Annotated in this window: 19 protein-coding genes, 1 tRNA gene and 1 pseudogene; 8 read left to right on the top strand and 13 right to left on the bottom strand. The window is 71.4% G+C overall.

What is annotated here, in order from left to right; all coding sequences use genetic code 11:
• Positions 1 to 132: 132 nt before the first annotated feature.
• From ACZ6I1_RS08000 to ACZ6I1_RS07990, 3 genes are all read right to left on the bottom strand, one after another.
• Entirely contained in the window at positions 133 to 633 is a 501-nt protein-coding gene (locus tag ACZ6I1_RS08000) for a phosphoribosyltransferase (RefSeq protein WP_362811234.1), read from the bottom strand.
• On the bottom strand, positions 630 to 1,217 hold the full coding sequence (dcd, locus tag ACZ6I1_RS07995) for a dCTP deaminase (protein ID WP_446590662.1): 588 nt from the start codon (positions 1,215 to 1,217) through the stop codon (positions 630 to 632). The genes ACZ6I1_RS08000 and dcd overlap by 4 nt, the downstream gene beginning before the upstream one ends.
• Positions 1,218 to 1,289: 72 nt before the next feature.
• On the bottom strand, positions 1,290 to 1,502 hold the full coding sequence (locus ACZ6I1_RS07990) for a hypothetical protein (RefSeq protein WP_469284374.1): 213 nt from the start codon (positions 1,500 to 1,502) through the stop codon (positions 1,290 to 1,292).
• A 178-nt stretch (positions 1,503 to 1,680) separates the two neighbouring features.
• Between ACZ6I1_RS07990 and ACZ6I1_RS07985 the strand changes: the two genes are divergently transcribed.
• Positions 1,681 to 1,751: transfer RNA gene (locus ACZ6I1_RS07985), tRNA-Gly, on the top strand.
• 158 nt (positions 1,752 to 1,909) lie between these two features.
• On the opposite strand, the gene ACZ6I1_RS07980 is transcribed toward ACZ6I1_RS07985, so the two are convergent.
• Positions 1,910 to 2,731, bottom strand: a complete 822-nt coding sequence (locus tag ACZ6I1_RS07980) for a YhjD/YihY/BrkB family envelope integrity protein (protein ID WP_469284372.1) — start codon at positions 2,729 to 2,731, stop codon at positions 1,910 to 1,912.
• A gap of 190 nt (positions 2,732 to 2,921) precedes the next feature.
• The gene (locus ACZ6I1_RS07975; RefSeq protein ID WP_469284370.1) at positions 2,922 to 3,344 is read right to left on the bottom strand and encodes a hypothetical protein; all 423 of its coding nucleotides are present in this window, start codon (positions 3,342 to 3,344) and stop codon (positions 2,922 to 2,924) included.
• Positions 3,345 to 3,472: 128 nt separating this feature from the next.
• Between ACZ6I1_RS07975 and ACZ6I1_RS07970 the strand changes: the two genes are divergently transcribed.
• Positions 3,473 to 3,628, top strand: a complete 156-nt coding sequence (locus ACZ6I1_RS07970) for a DUF6131 family protein (RefSeq protein WP_469284368.1) — start codon at positions 3,473 to 3,475, stop codon at positions 3,626 to 3,628.
• Positions 3,629 to 3,759: 131 nt separating this feature from the next.
• On the opposite strand, the gene ACZ6I1_RS07965 is transcribed toward ACZ6I1_RS07970, so the two are convergent.
• Entirely contained in the window at positions 3,760 to 4,413 is a 654-nt protein-coding gene (locus ACZ6I1_RS07965) for an HSP18 transcriptional regulator (protein WP_469284366.1), read from the bottom strand.
• A gap of 127 nt (positions 4,414 to 4,540) precedes the next feature.
• Between ACZ6I1_RS07965 and ACZ6I1_RS07960 the strand changes: the two genes are divergently transcribed.
• The 3 genes from ACZ6I1_RS07960 (at position 4,541) to ACZ6I1_RS07950 (ending at position 6,591) form a co-directional block, all read left to right on the top strand.
• Positions 4,541 to 4,978, top strand: coding sequence for an Hsp20/alpha crystallin family protein (locus ACZ6I1_RS07960; RefSeq protein WP_469284364.1), 438 nt, complete (start codon positions 4,541 to 4,543; stop codon positions 4,976 to 4,978).
• Positions 4,979 to 5,167: 189 nt separating this feature from the next.
• Entirely contained in the window at positions 5,168 to 5,611 is a 444-nt protein-coding gene (locus tag ACZ6I1_RS07955) for a DUF2267 domain-containing protein (RefSeq protein ID WP_469284362.1), read from the top strand.
• Between the two features lie 638 nt (positions 5,612 to 6,249).
• Positions 6,250 to 6,591, top strand: coding sequence for a MerR family transcriptional regulator (locus ACZ6I1_RS07950; RefSeq protein WP_469284360.1), 342 nt, complete (start codon positions 6,250 to 6,252; stop codon positions 6,589 to 6,591).
• A 58-nt stretch (positions 6,592 to 6,649) separates the two neighbouring features.
• Here ACZ6I1_RS07950 and ACZ6I1_RS07945 read toward each other — a convergent pair whose 3' ends face one another.
• A complete protein-coding gene (locus ACZ6I1_RS07945) occupies positions 6,650 to 7,105 on the bottom strand; it encodes an SCO4225 family membrane protein (protein ID WP_469284359.1) in 456 nt (151 codons plus the stop codon).
• Positions 7,106 to 7,329: 224 nt separating this feature from the next.
• A pseudogene (locus ACZ6I1_RS07940) lies at positions 7,330 to 7,938 on the bottom strand (TetR/AcrR family transcriptional regulator); the annotation flags it as partial.
• 127 nt (positions 7,939 to 8,065) lie between these two features.
• On the opposite strand from ACZ6I1_RS07940, the gene ACZ6I1_RS07935 reads away from it, so the two are divergent.
• Positions 8,066 to 9,001, top strand: coding sequence for an alpha/beta fold hydrolase (locus tag ACZ6I1_RS07935; protein WP_469284357.1), 936 nt, complete (start codon positions 8,066 to 8,068; stop codon positions 8,999 to 9,001).
• Between the two features lie 179 nt (positions 9,002 to 9,180).
• Complete coding sequence (locus ACZ6I1_RS07930; protein WP_469284356.1) at positions 9,181 to 11,805, top strand: RICIN domain-containing protein; 2,625 nt, start codon at positions 9,181 to 9,183, stop codon at positions 11,803 to 11,805.
• A 79-nt stretch (positions 11,806 to 11,884) separates the two neighbouring features.
• Here the strand turns inward: ACZ6I1_RS07930 and ACZ6I1_RS07925 are convergent, their stop codons facing one another.
• From ACZ6I1_RS07925 to ACZ6I1_RS07905, 5 genes are all read right to left on the bottom strand, one after another.
• The gene (locus ACZ6I1_RS07925) at positions 11,885 to 12,829 is read right to left on the bottom strand and encodes an RNA polymerase sigma-70 factor (RefSeq protein ID WP_469284353.1); all 945 of its coding nucleotides are present in this window, start codon (positions 12,827 to 12,829) and stop codon (positions 11,885 to 11,887) included.
• On the bottom strand, positions 12,826 to 13,974 hold the full coding sequence (locus tag ACZ6I1_RS07920; protein WP_469284409.1) for an NAD(P)/FAD-dependent oxidoreductase: 1,149 nt from the start codon (positions 13,972 to 13,974) through the stop codon (positions 12,826 to 12,828). Before ACZ6I1_RS07920 ends, ACZ6I1_RS07925 begins: the two co-directional genes overlap by 4 nt.
• A gap of 171 nt (positions 13,975 to 14,145) precedes the next feature.
• On the bottom strand, positions 14,146 to 14,352 hold the full coding sequence (locus ACZ6I1_RS07915) for a hypothetical protein (protein ID WP_469284351.1): 207 nt from the start codon (positions 14,350 to 14,352) through the stop codon (positions 14,146 to 14,148).
• Positions 14,349 to 14,999: an endonuclease gene (locus ACZ6I1_RS07910; RefSeq protein ID WP_469284349.1), complete on the bottom strand. Its 651-nt coding sequence runs from the start codon at positions 14,997 to 14,999 to the stop codon at positions 14,349 to 14,351. The genes ACZ6I1_RS07915 and ACZ6I1_RS07910 overlap by 4 nt, the downstream gene beginning before the upstream one ends.
• Positions 15,000 to 15,011: 12 nt before the next feature.
• Positions 15,012 to 15,311, bottom strand: coding sequence for a hypothetical protein (locus ACZ6I1_RS07905; protein WP_469284347.1), 300 nt, complete (start codon positions 15,309 to 15,311; stop codon positions 15,012 to 15,014).
• Positions 15,312 to 15,457: 146 nt separating this feature from the next.
• Between ACZ6I1_RS07905 and ACZ6I1_RS07900 the strand changes: the two genes are divergently transcribed.
• Positions 15,458 to 16,198, top strand: coding sequence for a PP2C family protein-serine/threonine phosphatase (locus ACZ6I1_RS07900; RefSeq protein WP_469284345.1), 741 nt, complete (start codon positions 15,458 to 15,460; stop codon positions 16,196 to 16,198).
• The last annotated feature ends 34 nt before the right edge of the window (positions 16,199 to 16,232 follow it).

The following is a 16,232-nucleotide window of genomic DNA, read 5'->3' as shown; positions in this document are numbered from 1 at the left end:
AGCTTCACAGGTCCCTGAGCCGTCCGGATCTTGCGGATCTCGAAGTCCATCGCATCCCCTGAACTGGGGTGTTGCAACGACTCCTAGAACCCAAGCGACTGCGCGGCGGCCCTTTCAGCACTCCCAGGACTCTCAGGCGTCGAGGACCTGGCCCTCGCGCTTCACGACGGGCGGCTCGACCGACCACGGGAAGTTGATCCACTCGTCGGTCTTCTTCCACACGTACTCGCACTTCACGAGCGAGTGGGACTTCTCGTAGATGACGGCGGACCGCACCTCGGCGACGTGGCCGAGGCAGAAGTCGTGGACGAGCTTCAGGGTCTTGCCGGTGTCGGCCACGTCATCGGCGATGAGGACCTTCTTGTTCGTGAAGTCGATCGCCTCGGGGACGGGTGCCAGCATGACCGGCATCTCCAAGGTGGTGCCCACACCGGTATAGAACTCGACGTTCACCAAGTGGATGTTCTTGCAGTCGAGCGCGTACGCCAGCCCGCCGGCGACGAACACCCCGCCGCGGGCGATGCTCAGGATGATGTCGGGCTCGTAGCCGTCGTCGGCGATGGTCTGCGCGAGCTGCCGCACGGCCCGCCCGAACCCCTCGTAGTCAAGGTTCTCGCGCACTACGTCACTCATGCCTCGTGCCTCACCTGGGTGCGGTGGAAGTTCTGGAAGGAGCGCGAGGCGGTCGGCCCGCGCTGACCCTGGTACCGGGACCCGTACCGCTCGCTGCCGTACGGGAACTCCGCCGGCGAGCTGAGCCGGAACATGCACAGCTGCCCGATCTTCATGCCCGGCCAGAGCTTGATCGGCAGCGTGGCGAGGTTCGACAGCTCCAGGGTCACGTGGCCCGAGAATCCGGGGTCGATGAACCCGGCCGTCGAATGCGTCACCAGACCGAGGCGGCCCAGGCTGGACTTCCCCTCCAGTCTGGAGGCGATGTCGTCGGGCAGCGAGATGACCTCGTACGTGGAGGCGAGCACGAACTCACCGGGGTGCAGGATGAAGGCCTCGTCCCCGTCCGGCTCGACCATCCGGGTCAGGTCCGCCTGCTCGATCGCCGGGTCGATGTGGGCGTACCGGTGGTTCTCGAACACCCGGAAGAACCGGTCGAGGCGTACGTCGATGCTGGAGGGCTGCACCATCGACTCCTCGAACGGGTCGATGCGAACCCGTCCGCTGTCGATCTCGGCCCGGATGTCTTTGTCAGAGAGAAGCACGTCCCGAGGATACGCAGAGCGCGCGGGCCACCCCCAATCGAGAGCGCGCCCGCGCGCCCGCGCCGACCGGGCCTAACGCCTGACGGCACCGCCCACGGGCACGGCCTGCCTCAGCCGCGCGCACCGCGGACACCGCAACAGCCGCCCGGGCCCGATCCGGCCGGCACCGAGGTGCTGCAGCGGGAAGGAGGCGGTACTGAAAACGTGCCCTTCGGCACAACGGACGACGGTGTGCTCCATCGAGTCCCTTTCCCCAATGAGCTGTACTGCGACGAATCGCCACATTAGGGGATGATCGCGACCCACTCCAGCCGCCGCTCCGGACCCCACCGTACGCCCCAACTCCCGCGCACACACGCCCCCGTGCACACCACACATGACAACGACCCCGCGGCAGATTCACCGGGGGGCGATCATGAGGTAGAGTGAACGACGATACCGCTCCAGGCAACTGGAACGCTGTGCGGATGTAGTTTAATGGTAGAACATGAGCTTCCCAAGCTTATAGCGCGGGTTCGATTCCCGTCATCCGCTCTTGCGAGAAGGCCCAGGTCAGCGACCTGGGCCTTCTTTGTTGTCTAGACCTCTCGGGGGCCCGCGTGCCCGTCGCGTGCCGCAAGTGCCCTCATCGAAGGCCGCGTTGAGCCCGGATCGCTGCTCTAAGACGCCCGGCAGAAGGGTGGATCCGAACCTCACCGTCGGCGTTTCAGCGCCCTTGCCAGGCGGGGGAGCTCGTCGTGGAGCAGCCGGCCGGCCAGGGCGCCGCCGAACACGACGACGCCCACGCCGACCAGCCAGGACTGGATGACCAGGACGGTCCCGAACGGGCCGTAGGTGACGGCGCTGGATGCGATCAGCGGTGAGAAGACGAGCCCGGAGAACAGCCTGAGGCCGAGCAGCCCGAGCATGGTGGCGACCGCCCCCGGCAGCAGCGTGGCCCAGGTGACCCGGCCGCCCAGCAGCAGCCGCTGGGACCACCAGAAGAACAGGGTGCCGCTGACCACCGTCAGCGCCCCCCGTGCCGAGGAATCCCGCCACAGGGGTGTGAGCGCGGACAGGAAGAGGACGCCGATGAGGACGGCGAGCCACAGCACGTGCCGCCACCTGGCCCACCAGCGGGCCGGGGGCAGATCCCAGACCTTCTCGTAGCCGCTCTGCACCGCCGCCCCGAACGACAGACCGAATACGGCGAGGACGGCGAGGCCGAACGCCGTCGTGGTCCGCCACGCCTGGCCCGGCAGGGCGAACAACCGCTCGATCTCCCCCCTGGCGGACTTCGAGACGCCGAGCCCGTCTCCCAGCCACTGCGCGAACCCCCGTCCGCTCGCCGGATCGGCCGCGGACACGACGATCAGCAGGGGCACCAGCGTCAGGAAGCCGAGCGCCGCGAAACCCAGTGAACGCTGCCACACGTCGACATCGCTGCCCCACCCCCACCTGCGTCCGGCCCGCGAGCGGCGGATCCCGCTGCGCAAGCGCCCGAACGCAGACGAGCGGCCCGCGGCATCGGACATGCCCTCGCCAGGGCGCACTTGGGCTCTTCTCCGCGAACGGACGCAGCGTCTCGCCCAGGCTCGCGGGCCCGGCCGGCCCCGCGACGACACGCCGCGCCGGCCCGCTCATCTCGCGGTCGGCCTCCTCGCCGCGCCGACCCTCATCCGTGGCCACCCTTCGTACGTCGTGCGCCGGTATGCATGGGGCGGCCTACCGGGGCTCCGATCGGTGCTTGAACGGGTTGAGGCCCCTGCGGTGCTCGCCCTCCGGGTTGGGCTCCTCGCCCCCACCCGTTTCCTCCGGGCGGGCGGTGCCGCGCCGGCCCACGACGTCTGCGCGGTCGCTGTCGGCGGCGGCTGTCCCCCGGCGCGCCGCGCGTCCGGGGCGTGCCTCACGGCTGCGGTAAGAGGTACGGCGGGCACCGGCCACAACGAGGCTCAGCCCGAGCAGGGCCACTGCCCCGACGACGATGCCGTAGAGGAAGAGGGTGCCGGTGGATCCGGTGACGTGGTAGTCGAATACGGAGAATCCGCCGGTCAGCTGGTGGGCGGCGCCGTCGTTGGTGAGGACGCCGGCCACACCCACGACCAGCGCGGCAATCAGGAGGACGAGTCCGAAGAGGATGACGAACATGGCGCGCTCCAGAGGTCTGGTCGCTCTTTCTCCACGGTAGGACCGTCCTGCCCGGGAAGCCACGGCCGGAGGGCGGATCTACCCTGGGGACAGGGGCCTCGCCCCATCCCGTGAGATCGGCGGACATCATGATCGTCCTCGGAATCGTTCTCCTGGTCGTCGGCTACGTGGTCGGCATCTCCATCCTGTGGACCATCGGGATCATCCTGGTCGTCATCGGCGTCATCCTGTGGATCCTGGGGTCCGTCGGACACGCGGTCGGCGGACGACGGCACTACTGGTAGCCGCCTGCCCCGGCATGGGCACGTGGGGGGCACCCGCGTGCACACACCCCCGTGCCGAGGACGCGTACGAGCACCCTGGCGCGCCTCCGGCACGTGCACGCCCGCCGGACGGCGCCTGGGTGGCCCTCCCCTCACGTGCTGCGCTGGTCGTGGGTGTCCTGGCGGAGCCGGTCGGTGTGGCGGGTGAGGGCGTCGATGGACTCGGCGAGGTGGGCATCCTCGGGCCGCAGGTGGGCGCGGGTGTCGGCCAGGGGGCGGACGAGGCGGGCGGCGTCGTGGTGGGCGAGGGCCTCGTTCAGGTCGCGGACGGCGCCGACGGGCAGGCCGGTGAGAGCGGTGATCTGACCGGCGAGGCGGCGCAGGTCGGCGGCGTTGTCGCGGGCCCAGGCGGTGACCGTGCGGTCGGCGGCGCGGGCGTCGCGGGTCGCCTGGACGCGCTCCTCGCCTGTACTTCCGGCCCTGCCGGGGCGCATCCGGAGGTAGCGGCGTTCGGCGGCCTGGCGGCTGGCGACTCCGAGGGGACCGGCGAGGTCGGCCCAGCTGGCGCCCTGGCCGCGGGCGGTTTCGATCAGACCCGTTTCCCAGCCGGCGAGCTGCTCGCGGACCTCGCGCAGCGTCAGCAGTGCGGCCAGAGCCGGGTGCGGCCCTGCGTCCGGCGCCGACATCGCGGTCGGCGTGCTCGCGGAGGCCTGCTGCGCGTCCTTGACGGCCTGGTTGATGGCCTCCAGTGCCGCGGCGGCGGCGATGAAGGGGACGGGGGTGGTCGGCTCTGCGGCCTCGGTCATGACGGTCTCCAGGGTCTGTCATCCTCCAGATGACTTCTTGCTTGTCGTCGTTTGGATGACATGTTACAACGGGAGCACCTTGAAGCGCATGGGCAGTTTCCCCTGAACCCACTGGAGGTGTTTCGCGATGTTGATGCGCACCGACCCGTTCCGCGAGATGGACCGGATCAGCCAGCAGCTTCCGGGCGCGGCGGGCACGTGGTCGAAGCCGTCCGTCATGCCCATGGACGCCTACCGCGACGGCGACGCGTACGTGATCGCCTTCGACCTCCCCGGTGTCGGCACCGAGGCGATCGACATCGACGTCGAGCGGAACATGATGACCGTCAAGGCCGAGCGCCGGCCCGCGGAGGCGGCCGACGGCGTGCAGAGGGAACTCTCCGAGCGACCCTTCGGTGTCTTCTCCCGCCAGGTCATGCTGGCCGACACCCTGGACACCGAGCGCATCGAGGCCGACTACGAGGCCGGTGTCCTCACGCTGCGGATCCCGATCGCCGAGCGCGCCAAGCCGCGGAAGATCGTCATCGGCGGCGGCTCCGGCCGCCGCAAGCAGATCTCCGGCTGACCGGGCTGGTACGAGCGGCGGAGACGGGGCTCCCGAGACCTGCGCCCTGATCCTCCTCCGAGGCCCCGCTCCCGCTCCCGCTTCCGCTCCCGCCCGGCTACGGCCTCCTCTTCGGCCACCCCAGCCCACCGGTCCGGCCCGCCGCCGGCCGCATTCCGAACCAGCGAAGAGAAAGGCAACCACGGCACCATGCACGACCAGCCTCGACCGGCCCCGGCCCAGCCCGCCATGACGTTCGAGCAGATGCTGGAACGCGTGCGCTACGAAGGCGCCTACCCCACCCGCGAACGCGCCGAAGAAGCCGTTCGCACCGTCCTGGCCGCCCTCGGCCGGCAGCTCGTCGGAGACGAACGCGTCGACCTCGCCCAGGCCCTGCCCGTCGAAGCCGCCCTCGTCCTGGCCGCCCAGATCCCCGCCACCGAACAACTCACCGGCTGGGGCTTCGTCAAGGACCTCGCCACCCGCACCGGCACCACCCCGGCCATCGCCCGCTGGGACACCGGCGCCGTCCTCGCCGCCGTCACCCGCCTCGCCGGACCCGACCTCCTCGCCCGGATCCTCGACCGGCTCCCGGGCGGCTACGCCCTCCTCTTCGGCCAGGCAGAACTGCGGCAGCATCAGCCCGCCGCCTGACCAGGTCGCGTTCGAGCCCGATTACCTCCTTACCGAACACGCGAAAATCTATGGCGGCTGGAGTAGATATTCGGTGCCGGGATGGCTATGGTTTCTCTCGTAGCCGAGATCGAAGCAAGGCCCGGAGGGACGAACTGCCGGGCAATCAGTACACGCAGTGCGCAGGACGGTCCGGTGGTGGAGTTCCGAAGCCAGGGTTGTCGCAGGACGGCGACGGAGCTGACGACCGGAGCGGGTGGCCCGCAGCACAGGGGCCGCCGTGAGCAGTAACGCAGTACCAGTTCGGCAAGTGCGGTTCGCAGTACCAGCAGTACCAGCAGTACCAGCAGTACGCAGTACCAGCAGTACGCAGTCCCCCGCTTGGCAAGTGATCGGTTCAGAGGGAAGAACGGAGGAGTTGACCGCCATCAGGATCGCCCGGGACGAAAGCCTGAACCCGGGTACCGCAGGACATCGATAGCGAGGTGGTCTCCGGTCAAGCAACCGCGATCCCCGCGCCCCCGGCCGAGTTCGGGCCAGGTCCGCGGAAACAGAAGGCCGACGCAGTATTAGGGTCGGCAGATGGTGAAGCAGTTCCTTCGGGGCCCTGGTGCCGTACGGCACCAGGGCCCCTCCACGCGTTCCAGAGAGAGGTGCAGATGACAGCACACAACTCGTTCGACGATCGTCTCGACGACGACGACTACCCCGCCTACACGATGGGCCGGGCCGCCGCCATGCTCGGCACCACCCAGGGCTTCCTCCGCGCCATCGGCGAAGCCCGCCTCATCACCCCGCTGCGTTCCGAGGGCGGACACCGCCGCTACTCCCGCTACCAGCTGCGCATCGCCGCCCGAGCCCGGGAACTGGTCGACCGGGGCACACCCATCGAGGCCGCCTGCCGCATCATCATCCTCGAGGACCAGCTCGAAGAAGCCCAGCGCATCAACGCCGAATACCGCCGCACCGCCCAGGCATCCGATCCACCAGCAGCAGTGTGACGACCACGCCTGCCAGGCGCGGTACGCGGTGGCGCCGCCCGCGTGGACACGGTGCGCTCTAGGCCCGCGCACTCCTGGCGTCGCGCCGCCGCGCCACGTAGCGGAGCAGGGCCCAGATCGCCGCGGCGTTGACCAGGGCGCCGACCAGGACCGGAGCGTAGAAGCCGAGTCCGTCCATCATGTCGAGCTTGGTGTCCACGGAGGTGTCCGGGACCCAGTCCGCGGGGAGCGGGTCCGACTCCGAGGGGTAGTCCGTGGGCAGCTTCGTGGGCGGCTCAGAGCCGTACTGGGGATGGGGATCCATGGGCGGGGCCGCGTCCACGGCGTCCGACGCGGGCCCGAAGGACATCAGCAGCCAGAGGCTGACCGGCGCCGTGGCCAGGATCGGCCAGGCTCCGAAGAACCCGATGTCCCCGATCCGGCTGCCGACCGCGACGTAGACCAGCATCGCGACCACCAGCGCCAGGTACGCGCCGGGCACCCACATCTCAGCCTTCGACCAGCGCCGCACCATGACGTTCCCCGTTCCGTTCCGCTTCGCTCAACCTGCACCCAGTCTCGAAGCTGCGAAGGCCCGCCACGTGAGTACGCCTACTCATCCAGGTAGGCCCCGAGTACCTGTTCAGAGCCGTGCAGCTCCGCGGCCGGCGCCTGTGCGGTCGTGCCGCCGGCCCGCCAGCGGTCCTCCGCTCCCCCTTCGGACGTCTCGGACGTCTCGGACGTCTCGGACGTCTCGGACGTCTCGGACGTCGTGAAGATCCGGTCCAGGTGGTGGCGGAGCACCGCGATCGTGGACTCCGGACTCCGCTGGCCCACGAGGATGCTGGTGCCCATGGTCGCCGCCATCGCGAGCAGGCTGATCGCCTCCGTGCGCGCATCGGCGTCCGGGTCGGCGAGGCCTGCCTTCTGCGCCTGCTCGAGGAGTCCGGTCAGGGCGTTCTCCGCGGCGTCGGGGTTGTCGATGAAGGGCTGCGCGGCCAGCGCCCCGTCGGTCACGGACAGGATCGCGTAGGAGCTGTACAGCAGGTGGAACGTACGGCTCTCCTCGTCGGTCGGAAGCGAGGCGAACAGCAGCGCCTCCACCGTGGCGCGCGGGCCCGGGTCCGGGCCGGCCGCGGCCAGGCGGGCAGCCACCCTCGCGGTGAAGCGGTCGGTCAGGTGCCGCAGGCCGTAGAAGAGCAGTTTCTCCTTGGTCTCGAAGTAGTACTGCACGAGCCGGAGCGACACACCGGCCTCCGCGGCCACGTCGCGCATGCCGACCGCATGCAGCCCCCGCCGCCCCGCGACCTGAATGAGCGCCTCGGCGATCTGGGCGCGCCGCTCCTCGTGATCCACGCGCTTCGGCATGTCCCGTGTCTCCGCCTGTCGATGGTGGGTTCGCGCTCGGCTCACCCGAACCCTTTCATGATACTGATGTACCACATTGATGGTACGGTCGTACCACGAAGAACGGATCCCCCCAGGAGGTGCCACCGTGCCCGAGAACACCGCCCGCGTACGCCGCGACGTCGGCCGCTACGTCAACGACACTCTGCGCGACCGCTACTTCGCCGCCGAGGACGTGCTCTACGCGATGGGGGCACCCGTCCGCTCCGAGACGGACGTCGAGACGAGCTTCGGCACCACCCACGTCTACCGGTACGGACCCACGGACCCCGCGGCCGAATCCCGGACCCCGATCGTCCTGATCCACGGCTCGGGCTACAGCTCGGCGATGTGGTATCCCAACACCCCCGGGCTCAGCCTCGACCGCCCCGTCTACGCCCTCGACACCCCGGGCGACGCGAACCGCAGCATCCACCGCGAGCCCATGTGGCAGCCCGAGCGCGCCGCCCAGTGGATGGACGAGGCCCTCGACGCGCTCGGCCTCGACCGGGTCCACCTCGTCGGCGCCTCCTACGGCGGCTGGCTCGTCCTCAACCAGGCCCACCGGCGGCCCGGACGGCTCGCCTCGGTCACCGCACTCGACCCGGGCGGCCTGGAGAAGGTCGGCCTGCGCTTCTTCGCCTGGGTCTTCGTGAGCCTGTTCGCCACCCTCGCCCCGAAGGCACTGCGCCCCCGGCTCGCCACGTGGCTGGACCAGCCGGTCATCGCCGTCCCCGAGATGCGCAAGTGGATCCAGCTCGGCGCCCGCGCGTACCGGATCCGCCGTCCCGCACCCCTGCCGCTGGCCGAGGACGCGCTGCGGTCCATCCGGACCCCGCTCTACGTGATCATGGGCAAGCACAGTCTGCTCGTACACCCCAAGCGGCAGCTGGAACGCGTACCGCGCCTCGTCCCCGGAGCCCGCGCCGAGATCATCACCGCGACCGGGCACGGCCCGCAGATCGACCACCCCGACCTCGTCAACTCCCGGATGCTGTCCTTCATGGAGGACGTCGACTCCCTCGGCCCCGGCGCCCGAGCGTGAAGCCGTATCAGAAGGCAGCCATGCCGGGCACCTTGGGGGCGGGGCACTGACAGCCACCCGAAAAAAGTGTCCGGTTCTCGGCAACCCTTTGCGGGGCCCGCGACCACAAGGAGTCGGATCCGCCACTGAGCGTGGATCCACCTTTCTCTGGTGAACGGCGCGCAAGGAGAACACCCCCCATGAACAACCTCACGCACCGCGGGCGCCGCGGGCGTCACCGGCGTCGCTGGACCGCGACCGGTCTCATGCTCGGCGTCCCCGCCATCGTCGTGCCGTACCTCCTGTTCGCGCAGGAGGACTCACAGGCCGCGACGGTCGACGGCAACGCCTACTACCGGCTGGTCTCCGTGCACAGCGGCAAGGTGCTGGACGTCAACGGCTTCTCCACCGCCGACGGCACCCGCATCCAGCAGTGGACCGACCAGAACACCGCCAACCAGCAGTGGCGGCTGAAGCCCACCGGGGACGGCTACTACGAGCTGGTGAACCGCAACAGCGGCAAAGTCCTCGGCATATCCGGCGACTCGACCGACGAGAGCGCGGCCGCCGAGCAGCAGACCGACAGTTCCTCCCCCTCCCAGGAGTGGCGGATCGACGACGTGAGCGGTTCCGGCGCGGTCACCTTCACCTCCCGCAAGAGCGGCCGGGTCCTGGACGTCTTCGGAGCCTCCACCGCCGACGGGGCGGCAGTCATCCAGTACCACGGCAAGGGCAGCGGCAACCAGCACTGGAAGCTGGTGAAGTCGGCCGAGGACAAGACGGCCGCGGCCGGACCGTACGTATGGAAGAACGCCCAGGTGGTGGGCGGTGGTTACGTCACCGGGCTGGTGTTCAACCCGCGCGCGCAGGGCCTGTTGTACGCGCGCACCGACATGGGCGGCGCCTACCGCTGGGACGTCGCCGCCGAGCAGTGGATCCCGCTGACCGACTGGGCCGGCGAGAAGGACTGGAACCTGCTGGGCATCGATGCGCTGGCCACCGACCCCGTCGACCCCGACCGGCTCTACCTCGCGGCCGGGACCTACACCAACAACTGGGCCGGCAACGGCGCGATCCTGCGCTCCAAGGACCGGGGCCGCACCTTCCAGCGCACCGATCTGCCCTTCAAGCTGGGCGCCAACGAGGACGGCCGCGGAGCGGGCGAACGCCTGGCGATCGACCCCTCGAACAACGGCACCCTGCTGCTGGGCACCCGCAAGAACGGCCTGTGGCGCAGCACCGACCACGGCACGACATGGAGCCAGGTCCCCTCGTTCCCCGTCAAGGACGGGGCGGGCAGCGGCGCGGGCATCTCCTTCGTGACGTACGGCCCCGCCGGAAGCAAGACGGTCTACGCCGGCGTCGCCGACAAGTCCACCTCCCTGTACCGCTCCACCGACGGCGGCACCACCTGGCAGGCCGTCCCCGGACAGCCCACCGGCCAGATGCCGCAGCACGGCGTGCTCTCCGGTGACGGCTCGCTGTACCTGACGTACACCAACGCCCTCGGGCCCAACGGCGTGACGGGCGGCTCGGTGTGGAAGTACGCGCCCGCCGCAGGGGCGTGGAAGAACGTCTCCCCGTCCCAGGGCAGCTACGGGTTCTCCGGTCTGGCCGTCGACCCGCAGAAGCCGTCCACGGTGATGGTCACCACCCTCAACCGCTGGTGGCCCGAGGACGAGGTCTACCGGACCACCGACGGCGGTACGACCTGGAAGGCGCTGGCCGATCAATCGGTACGGGACGCCTCCGCCGCTCCGTACGTCGGAACCGGCACCGGGCACTGGATGACCGCCCTGGCCATCGACCCGTTCAGCTCCGGGCACGTGCTGTACGGCACCGGCAGCGGCATCTGGCGCAGCAAGGACGCCAACGCCACCGACGGCGGCGGCACCAGCCACTGGACCGTCGGGTCCCGGGGGCTGGAGGAGACCGCACTGCTCGACGCGGTCGCCCCGCCCGGCGGCGCCGCCGTCGTCACCGCCATGGGTGACCTGGGCGGTTTCCGCCACGACTCGCTGTCCGAGGTGCCCGACGGGCGGCTGAAGAACCCGATGATGACCAACAGCACCGACATCGACTTCGCCCAGAACAACCCCGCGCTGATGGTTCGCGTCGGCCGCGGCGGCGAGCAGGACGGCGCCTACTCCACCGACGGCGGCAGCACGTGGACCGGCTTCGCGTCGGAGCCGGTGGCCGGCTCCGACACCGGCCATGTCGCGCTCGCCGCGGACGGCTCCGCCATCGTCTGGACCCAAGCCGGTCAGGTCCCGTACCGCTCGACCGACAAGGGGAAGAGCTGGTCGAAGGTCAGCGGCCTGGGCACTGGCGCCGTGGTCGTCGCCGACCGCTCCGCGGCCAAGACCTTCTACTCCCTGGCCGGCGGCACGCTCTACGCCAGCACCGACGACGGCGCGACCTTCACCGCCCGCGCCACCGGCCTGCCCGCCGGCCGGCTCGCGGCCGTCCCCGGCATCGCCGGAGACCTGTGGATCTCCGGCGGCGGCGAGGGGCTGCGGCACTCCACCGACGGCGGCCGCACCTTCACCACGCTCACGACGGTGCAGTCCGCCTCCGCCCTCGGCTTCGGCAAGGCCGCACCGCGCACCGACTATCAGGCCCTGTACCTGATCGGCACCGTCAAGGACGTCACCGGCGTCTTCCGCTCCACCGACAAGGGCGCCACCTGGCTCCGCGTCAACGACGACGCCCACCAGTGGGGCAGCATCGGCGGCGTCGGCGTCATCACCGGCGACCCCGACACCTACGGCCGCGTTTATGTCGGCACCAACGGGCGCGGCCTCCAGTACGGCGACCCGTCCTGACCCCGACGCCCGGGCGGGGCTGCGGGCACGGCGCCCTGCGGCCCCGCCCGGGCACGCGCCTCGCCCCGCCGGCCCGCGTTCAGCGCAGGGTGAGGGGGGTTTCCGATGCGGCGCGGGTCAGTTTGTGGGGGTTGCGGACGTAGTAGAGGCCCGTGATGCGGGCGGCTTCGACGCGGATCGCCATGATGCCGTCCAGTTCCCCGTCCAGGTGGACGACGAGGGCCGGGCTGCCGTTGACCGTGGTCGGGCCGACCGTGAGCGGGCGGTCGTTCTTGCCGAGGCCGCCGACCATGAAACGGGCCACCTTGCCGGCGCCCGACACCGGGTGCCGCGCGGCCTGTTTGATGCCGCCGCCGTCGCTCAGCAGGACGACCTCGGGGGCGAGCACGTCGAGCAGGGCCTGGAGGTCGCCGGTGGCGAGCGCGCGCTGGAACGACTCCAGGGCCGCCCGGGTCTCGGCCGGGGAGGCGACCTCGCGGGGGCGGCGGGCATCGACGTGCCGGCGGGCGCGGTGCGCGATCTGGCGGACGGCCGCGTTGCTCTTGTCGACGGCGGCCGCGATCTCCTCGTAGCCGAGGTCGAAGACCTCCCGCAGCACGAACACGGCGCGCTCGGTCGGCGACAGCGTCTCGAGGACGAGCATCAGCGCCATCGACACGCTTTCGGCGAGCTCCACGTCCTGGGCCACGTCCGGCGCCGTGAGCAGCGGCTCGGGCAGCCAGGGGCCGACGTACGACTCCTTGCGGCGGGTCATGGCGCGCAGCCGGTTGAGCGACTGGCGGGTGGTGATCCGGACCAGGTAGGCGCGCTCGTCGCGTACCTGGTCCAGGTCGACCCCGACCCACCGCAGCCAGGTCTCCTGCAGGACGTCCTCCGCGTCGGCCGCCGAGCCGAGCATCTCGTAGGCGACGGTGAAGAGCAGGTTGCGGTGCGCCACGAAGCTGTCGGTCGCGAGGTCCGCGGCCGGGCCGGTGGCCGGGTCCGCGGCCGGGCCGGTGGCCGGGTCCGCGGCCGGGCCGGTCATGCCCGGACCTCCTCAAGGGCCGAAGCCCCGTCGCGCCGGGCCCGCAGGAGCTGCGCGCGCGTGGCGTCCTTGGCCCACCACTTCCGGGCGCCGGGCTTGCGCGCCTCGTACGCCAGCTGCCAGGGGATGCCCTTGCAGATGAACTCCTTGACCGTCGCGGCCGGGCGGCCGCCGAAGGAGAACTTCTTCGCGCTGTCGTCCTTGGCGGTGAGCTGGAGGATGCCGCCGCGACGGCCAAGGCTGAGGCACTGGCTGACGAACCCCACCTGGACGGGCGCGGGCTGCGCACCGGCGAGCCGGCTGAGCACCGTCTCGGCGGCCTGCGGGCCCAGCTGGACCGCGGCCTGGCAGCTCATCCGGAACGGCAGGTCGGACGGCGCCGCCGAATCCCCGGCCGCGACGATGCGCGGGTCGTCCACGCTGGTCAGCGTCTCGTCGGTGAGCAGGCGGCCCAGGGCGTCGGTGCTCAGACCGCTGCGGGCGGCCAGGTCCGGCACGCCGAATCCGGCGGTCCAGATCGTCACCGCGCTCCGCAGCTCGCGGCCGCCGCCGAGCCGCACGGCGTCCCGCGTCACGGCCGTCACCTGCGCGTCGGGCCCTTCGAGCACGGTCACGGCGAGGTCCGCGAGCCGCTCGGCCACCCGGCGGCGGCCCCGCGGGTGCAGGGACGGGCCGAGCGCCCCGCCGCACACCAGGGTCACGGCGCGGCCCTGCTCGGCCAGTTCGGCGGCGACCTCGATGCCGGTCAGGCCGCCTCCGACCACCGTCACCGGGGCCGTCGCGGGCGCGGCGTCGAGGACCGGGCGCAGCCGCTGCGCCTCCTCCAGGCCGGCGATCGGGTAGGCGTACTCGGCCGCTCCGGGGACGCCCGGGTCGGCGCTGCCGCTGCCGACCGCGTAGACCAGGTAGTCGTAGCCGACGGTGCCGCCGGCCGCCAGTGTCACGCTGCGCCCGGCCGCGTCGATCCGGGTGACGGTGTCGACCACCAGGCCGACGCCCTCGGCCAGGACCTTGCGGTAGTCGACGACCGCGTCATGGGACCCGCCCACCAGCTGGTGCAGGCGGATCCGCTCGACGAAGGACGGGCGCGGGTTGACCAGGGTCACGTTCACGTCCGCGCGCTGCGTCAGCCGGTTGGCGGCCATGACGCCGGCGTACCCGCCGCCGATCACGACGACCTCGGTGTGCACGGCGTGTCCGGTGCGTCCGGCGTGTCCGGTGTTTCCGGTGTACTCGCTCACGGTGTCTCCTCGGTCTCCAGGGGTTCGACCTGAAGACACCGCAGGGCCGGTCGTTGTGACAGCGTGTGTGCCAGATCACATGGAGCGGTCCGGCGGCGGTTCGGACGGCGTCGGCGGCTCCGTCGGGGAAGGGGGCGGCGTGGCGGGCGGGGTGGGTTCGCGGGTCGGCCGCGGGGCGTGGGGGTCCGGCGGGAAGGGGTGCGCGGGGCGTGCGGGGCGGGGATGCCCGTACGGGTCCGGCGGGAAGGGAGGGGTCTGCGGGGTGGGCTTCGTGTTCGTCATCGGGACTCCCGTTGCTTCGTACGTGCGGAGGCGGACGGCCGGGCGAGGTCGGCGCGGACCAGGGCCGCCGCCAGTCTCGGGAGGTCGTCGGCGCCGACGAGGCCGGCCAGCTCTGCCGGTGAGGCCGGCAGGCCCAGGCCGGCGGCGGCGCGGCGGGCCCGGCGGTCGAAGGACGGGCGCAGTTCGGGCCACAGGCCCTGCGCCTCACGGCAGAAGATGTCCGCTCCGACCGGGCCGATCCTCGGAATCTCGCGAAGCAGCTCGCGGATCCGCTCCGGGTCCCCGGCGGCCTCCTCGCGCAGCCGCCGCAGGTCTCCGCGGTAGCGGTCGAGCAGGAACCGGGCCCCGTCGCCGAGTGCGGTGGCCGTGCTCTCGTCGTAGCGGACGTAGTGGGCCCGTCCCAGCGCGTCCACCAGGTCCTGCAAGTCGGCCGCGGCCATGGCCCGGGGCGTGCGCAGTCCGGCCGCGAAGAGCTCCCGGGCCGCGGCCACCGCGATGTCGGCCTTGATGCGCACGGCGAACAGGACGCACAGCGTCAGCAGCCGGTAGAGCGGCGCCGGGGTGTTCCGGAGCCGGATTCCCGCCTCCTCCGCGTGTGTCTGCCCGTACTCCTCGAGCAGCTGCCGTACGGCCTCGCGGCGGGGCATGGCGGCACGGCCCTACGGCCGCAGCTGGCTGAAGCCGACCTCGAAGCGTTCGACCGAGACGATCTGCTGGCCCTCGCGGCGGGCCGTCTCCTCGCGGATCTCGGCGGCCCGCTCCTCGCTCTCCCGCATGGTCCGCTCGTCCTCCCAGAGGGTCAGCGAGGTCGCCTTGCCCGAGGCGCGGTCGACGAGGTAGTACACGCCCCGGAAGCCGGGGAGGTCCTGGACCTGTCGGACGATCTCCTCCGAATGGGCGCTCAGGTCCCCCTCCGCGGGAACCGGTGATCCCTGGTAGGTGCTCAGCCTCGCGAACATCTGCCGCAGTCCTTTCCTCGAGCCCCAGGACCAGCCTGCTCCGGCAGGTCACGCGCCGCACGCCGAGCGGCGTGACAATGGTGGGGAAGACAGCGTCTGCCGTTGCGGAGAGCCGAGGGCCGAGGGCGGAGAGGCGGGGCGTCGAGGTGCCGTACATAGCCGTGACCGCACTGAGCCATCCCGGGCTCGTCCGCGATCACAACGAGGACAGCCTGGTCATCGGACCGTGGACGCTGTGCGGGACCTCGACGGAGAGCCCCCAGACGCTCGTGTTCCCCCTCGGCAGACCGCTCGTCGTCGCGGTCGCCGACGGGCTCGGCGGGCAGCCGGCCGGCGAGGTGGCCAGTGAGCTGGTCGTCCGCGAGCTCTCCGTGCTGGGCCCCACGCTGGACGGGGACCAGGCCGTCCGCGAGGCGCTCGAGGTCTGCAACCGCGCGGTGTACGCGGCCGCCGAGGGCCGTCCGGACCTGACCTCCATGGGCACCACGGTCGCCGGCACGCTCGTACTGGAGGAGTCGCTGCTGGCCTTCAACGTGGGCGACAGCAAGGTGTTCCGGGCGACCGCGGACGGGCTGCGCCAGCTCAGCGTGGACGACAGCCCGCCGCCGGCGCCGGGGCACCGCACCACGTCGGCCGTCACCCAGGTGCTCGGCGGCAGCCGCGGGCACAGCGCGATCACTCCCCACCTGGCGGACGTCGCGCTGTCCCTGGGCGACCGCTACCTGCTGTGCAGCGACGGGCTGACCGACCCGGTGCCCGACGAGGCCATCGACGACGTGCTGCGGGTGCACGACGACGGGAAGGCCGCCTTCGAGCTGTGGAAGGCGGCCATCGAAGCCGGGGGGCCGGACAACATCACCCTCGCGCTGGTGCGCATCGGCGAGTAGCGACCGCCCGACCACGCCCCCCTTCCCGCCGCCG

Source organism: Streptomyces sp. NPDC046303, from assembly GCF_055588085.1.
Note: the sequence above shows the minus strand (reverse complement) of the source record. Positions and strands in the feature narration are given on the sequence as shown.

Coding starts and splice junctions, on each gene's coding strand:
- ACZ6I1_RS07980 (WP_469284372.1), bottom strand. CDS start 2,731: ATGTCCGATGCCGCGGGCCGCTCGTCTGCGTTCGGGCGCTTGCGCAGC.
- ACZ6I1_RS07955 (WP_469284362.1), top strand. CDS start 5,168: ATGCACGACCAGCCTCGACCGGCCCCGGCCCAGCCCGCCATGACGTTC.
- ACZ6I1_RS08000 (WP_362811234.1), bottom strand. CDS start 633: ATGAGTGACGTAGTGCGCGAGAACCTTGACTACGAGGGGTTCGGGCGG.
- ACZ6I1_RS07950 (WP_469284360.1), top strand. CDS start 6,250: ATGACAGCACACAACTCGTTCGACGATCGTCTCGACGACGACGACTAC.
- ACZ6I1_RS07990 (WP_469284374.1), bottom strand. CDS start 1,502: ATGTGGCGATTCGTCGCAGTACAGCTCATTGGGGAAAGGGACTCGATG.
- ACZ6I1_RS07975 (WP_469284370.1), bottom strand. CDS start 3,344: ATGTTCGTCATCCTCTTCGGACTCGTCCTCCTGATTGCCGCGCTGGTC.
- ACZ6I1_RS07920 (WP_469284409.1), bottom strand. CDS start 13,974: ATGGCCGCCAACCGGCTGACGCAGCGCGCGGACGTGAACGTGACCCTG.
- ACZ6I1_RS07970 (WP_469284368.1), top strand. CDS start 3,473: ATGATCGTCCTCGGAATCGTTCTCCTGGTCGTCGGCTACGTGGTCGGC.
- ACZ6I1_RS07960 (WP_469284364.1), top strand. CDS start 4,541: ATGTTGATGCGCACCGACCCGTTCCGCGAGATGGACCGGATCAGCCAG.
- ACZ6I1_RS07965 (WP_469284366.1), bottom strand. CDS start 4,413: ATGACCGAGGCCGCAGAGCCGACCACCCCCGTCCCCTTCATCGCCGCC.
- ACZ6I1_RS07945 (WP_469284359.1), bottom strand. CDS start 7,105: ATGGTGCGGCGCTGGTCGAAGGCTGAGATGTGGGTGCCCGGCGCGTAC.
- ACZ6I1_RS07930 (WP_469284356.1), top strand. CDS start 9,181: ATGAACAACCTCACGCACCGCGGGCGCCGCGGGCGTCACCGGCGTCGC.
- ACZ6I1_RS07905 (WP_469284347.1), bottom strand. CDS start 15,311: ATGTTCGCGAGGCTGAGCACCTACCAGGGATCACCGGTTCCCGCGGAG.
- ACZ6I1_RS07915 (WP_469284351.1), bottom strand. CDS start 14,352: ATGACGAACACGAAGCCCACCCCGCAGACCCCTCCCTTCCCGCCGGAC.
- ACZ6I1_RS07925 (WP_469284353.1), bottom strand. CDS start 12,829: ATGACCGGCCCGGCCGCGGACCCGGCCACCGGCCCGGCCGCGGACCCG.
- ACZ6I1_RS07910 (WP_469284349.1), bottom strand. CDS start 14,999: ATGCCCCGCCGCGAGGCCGTACGGCAGCTGCTCGAGGAGTACGGGCAG.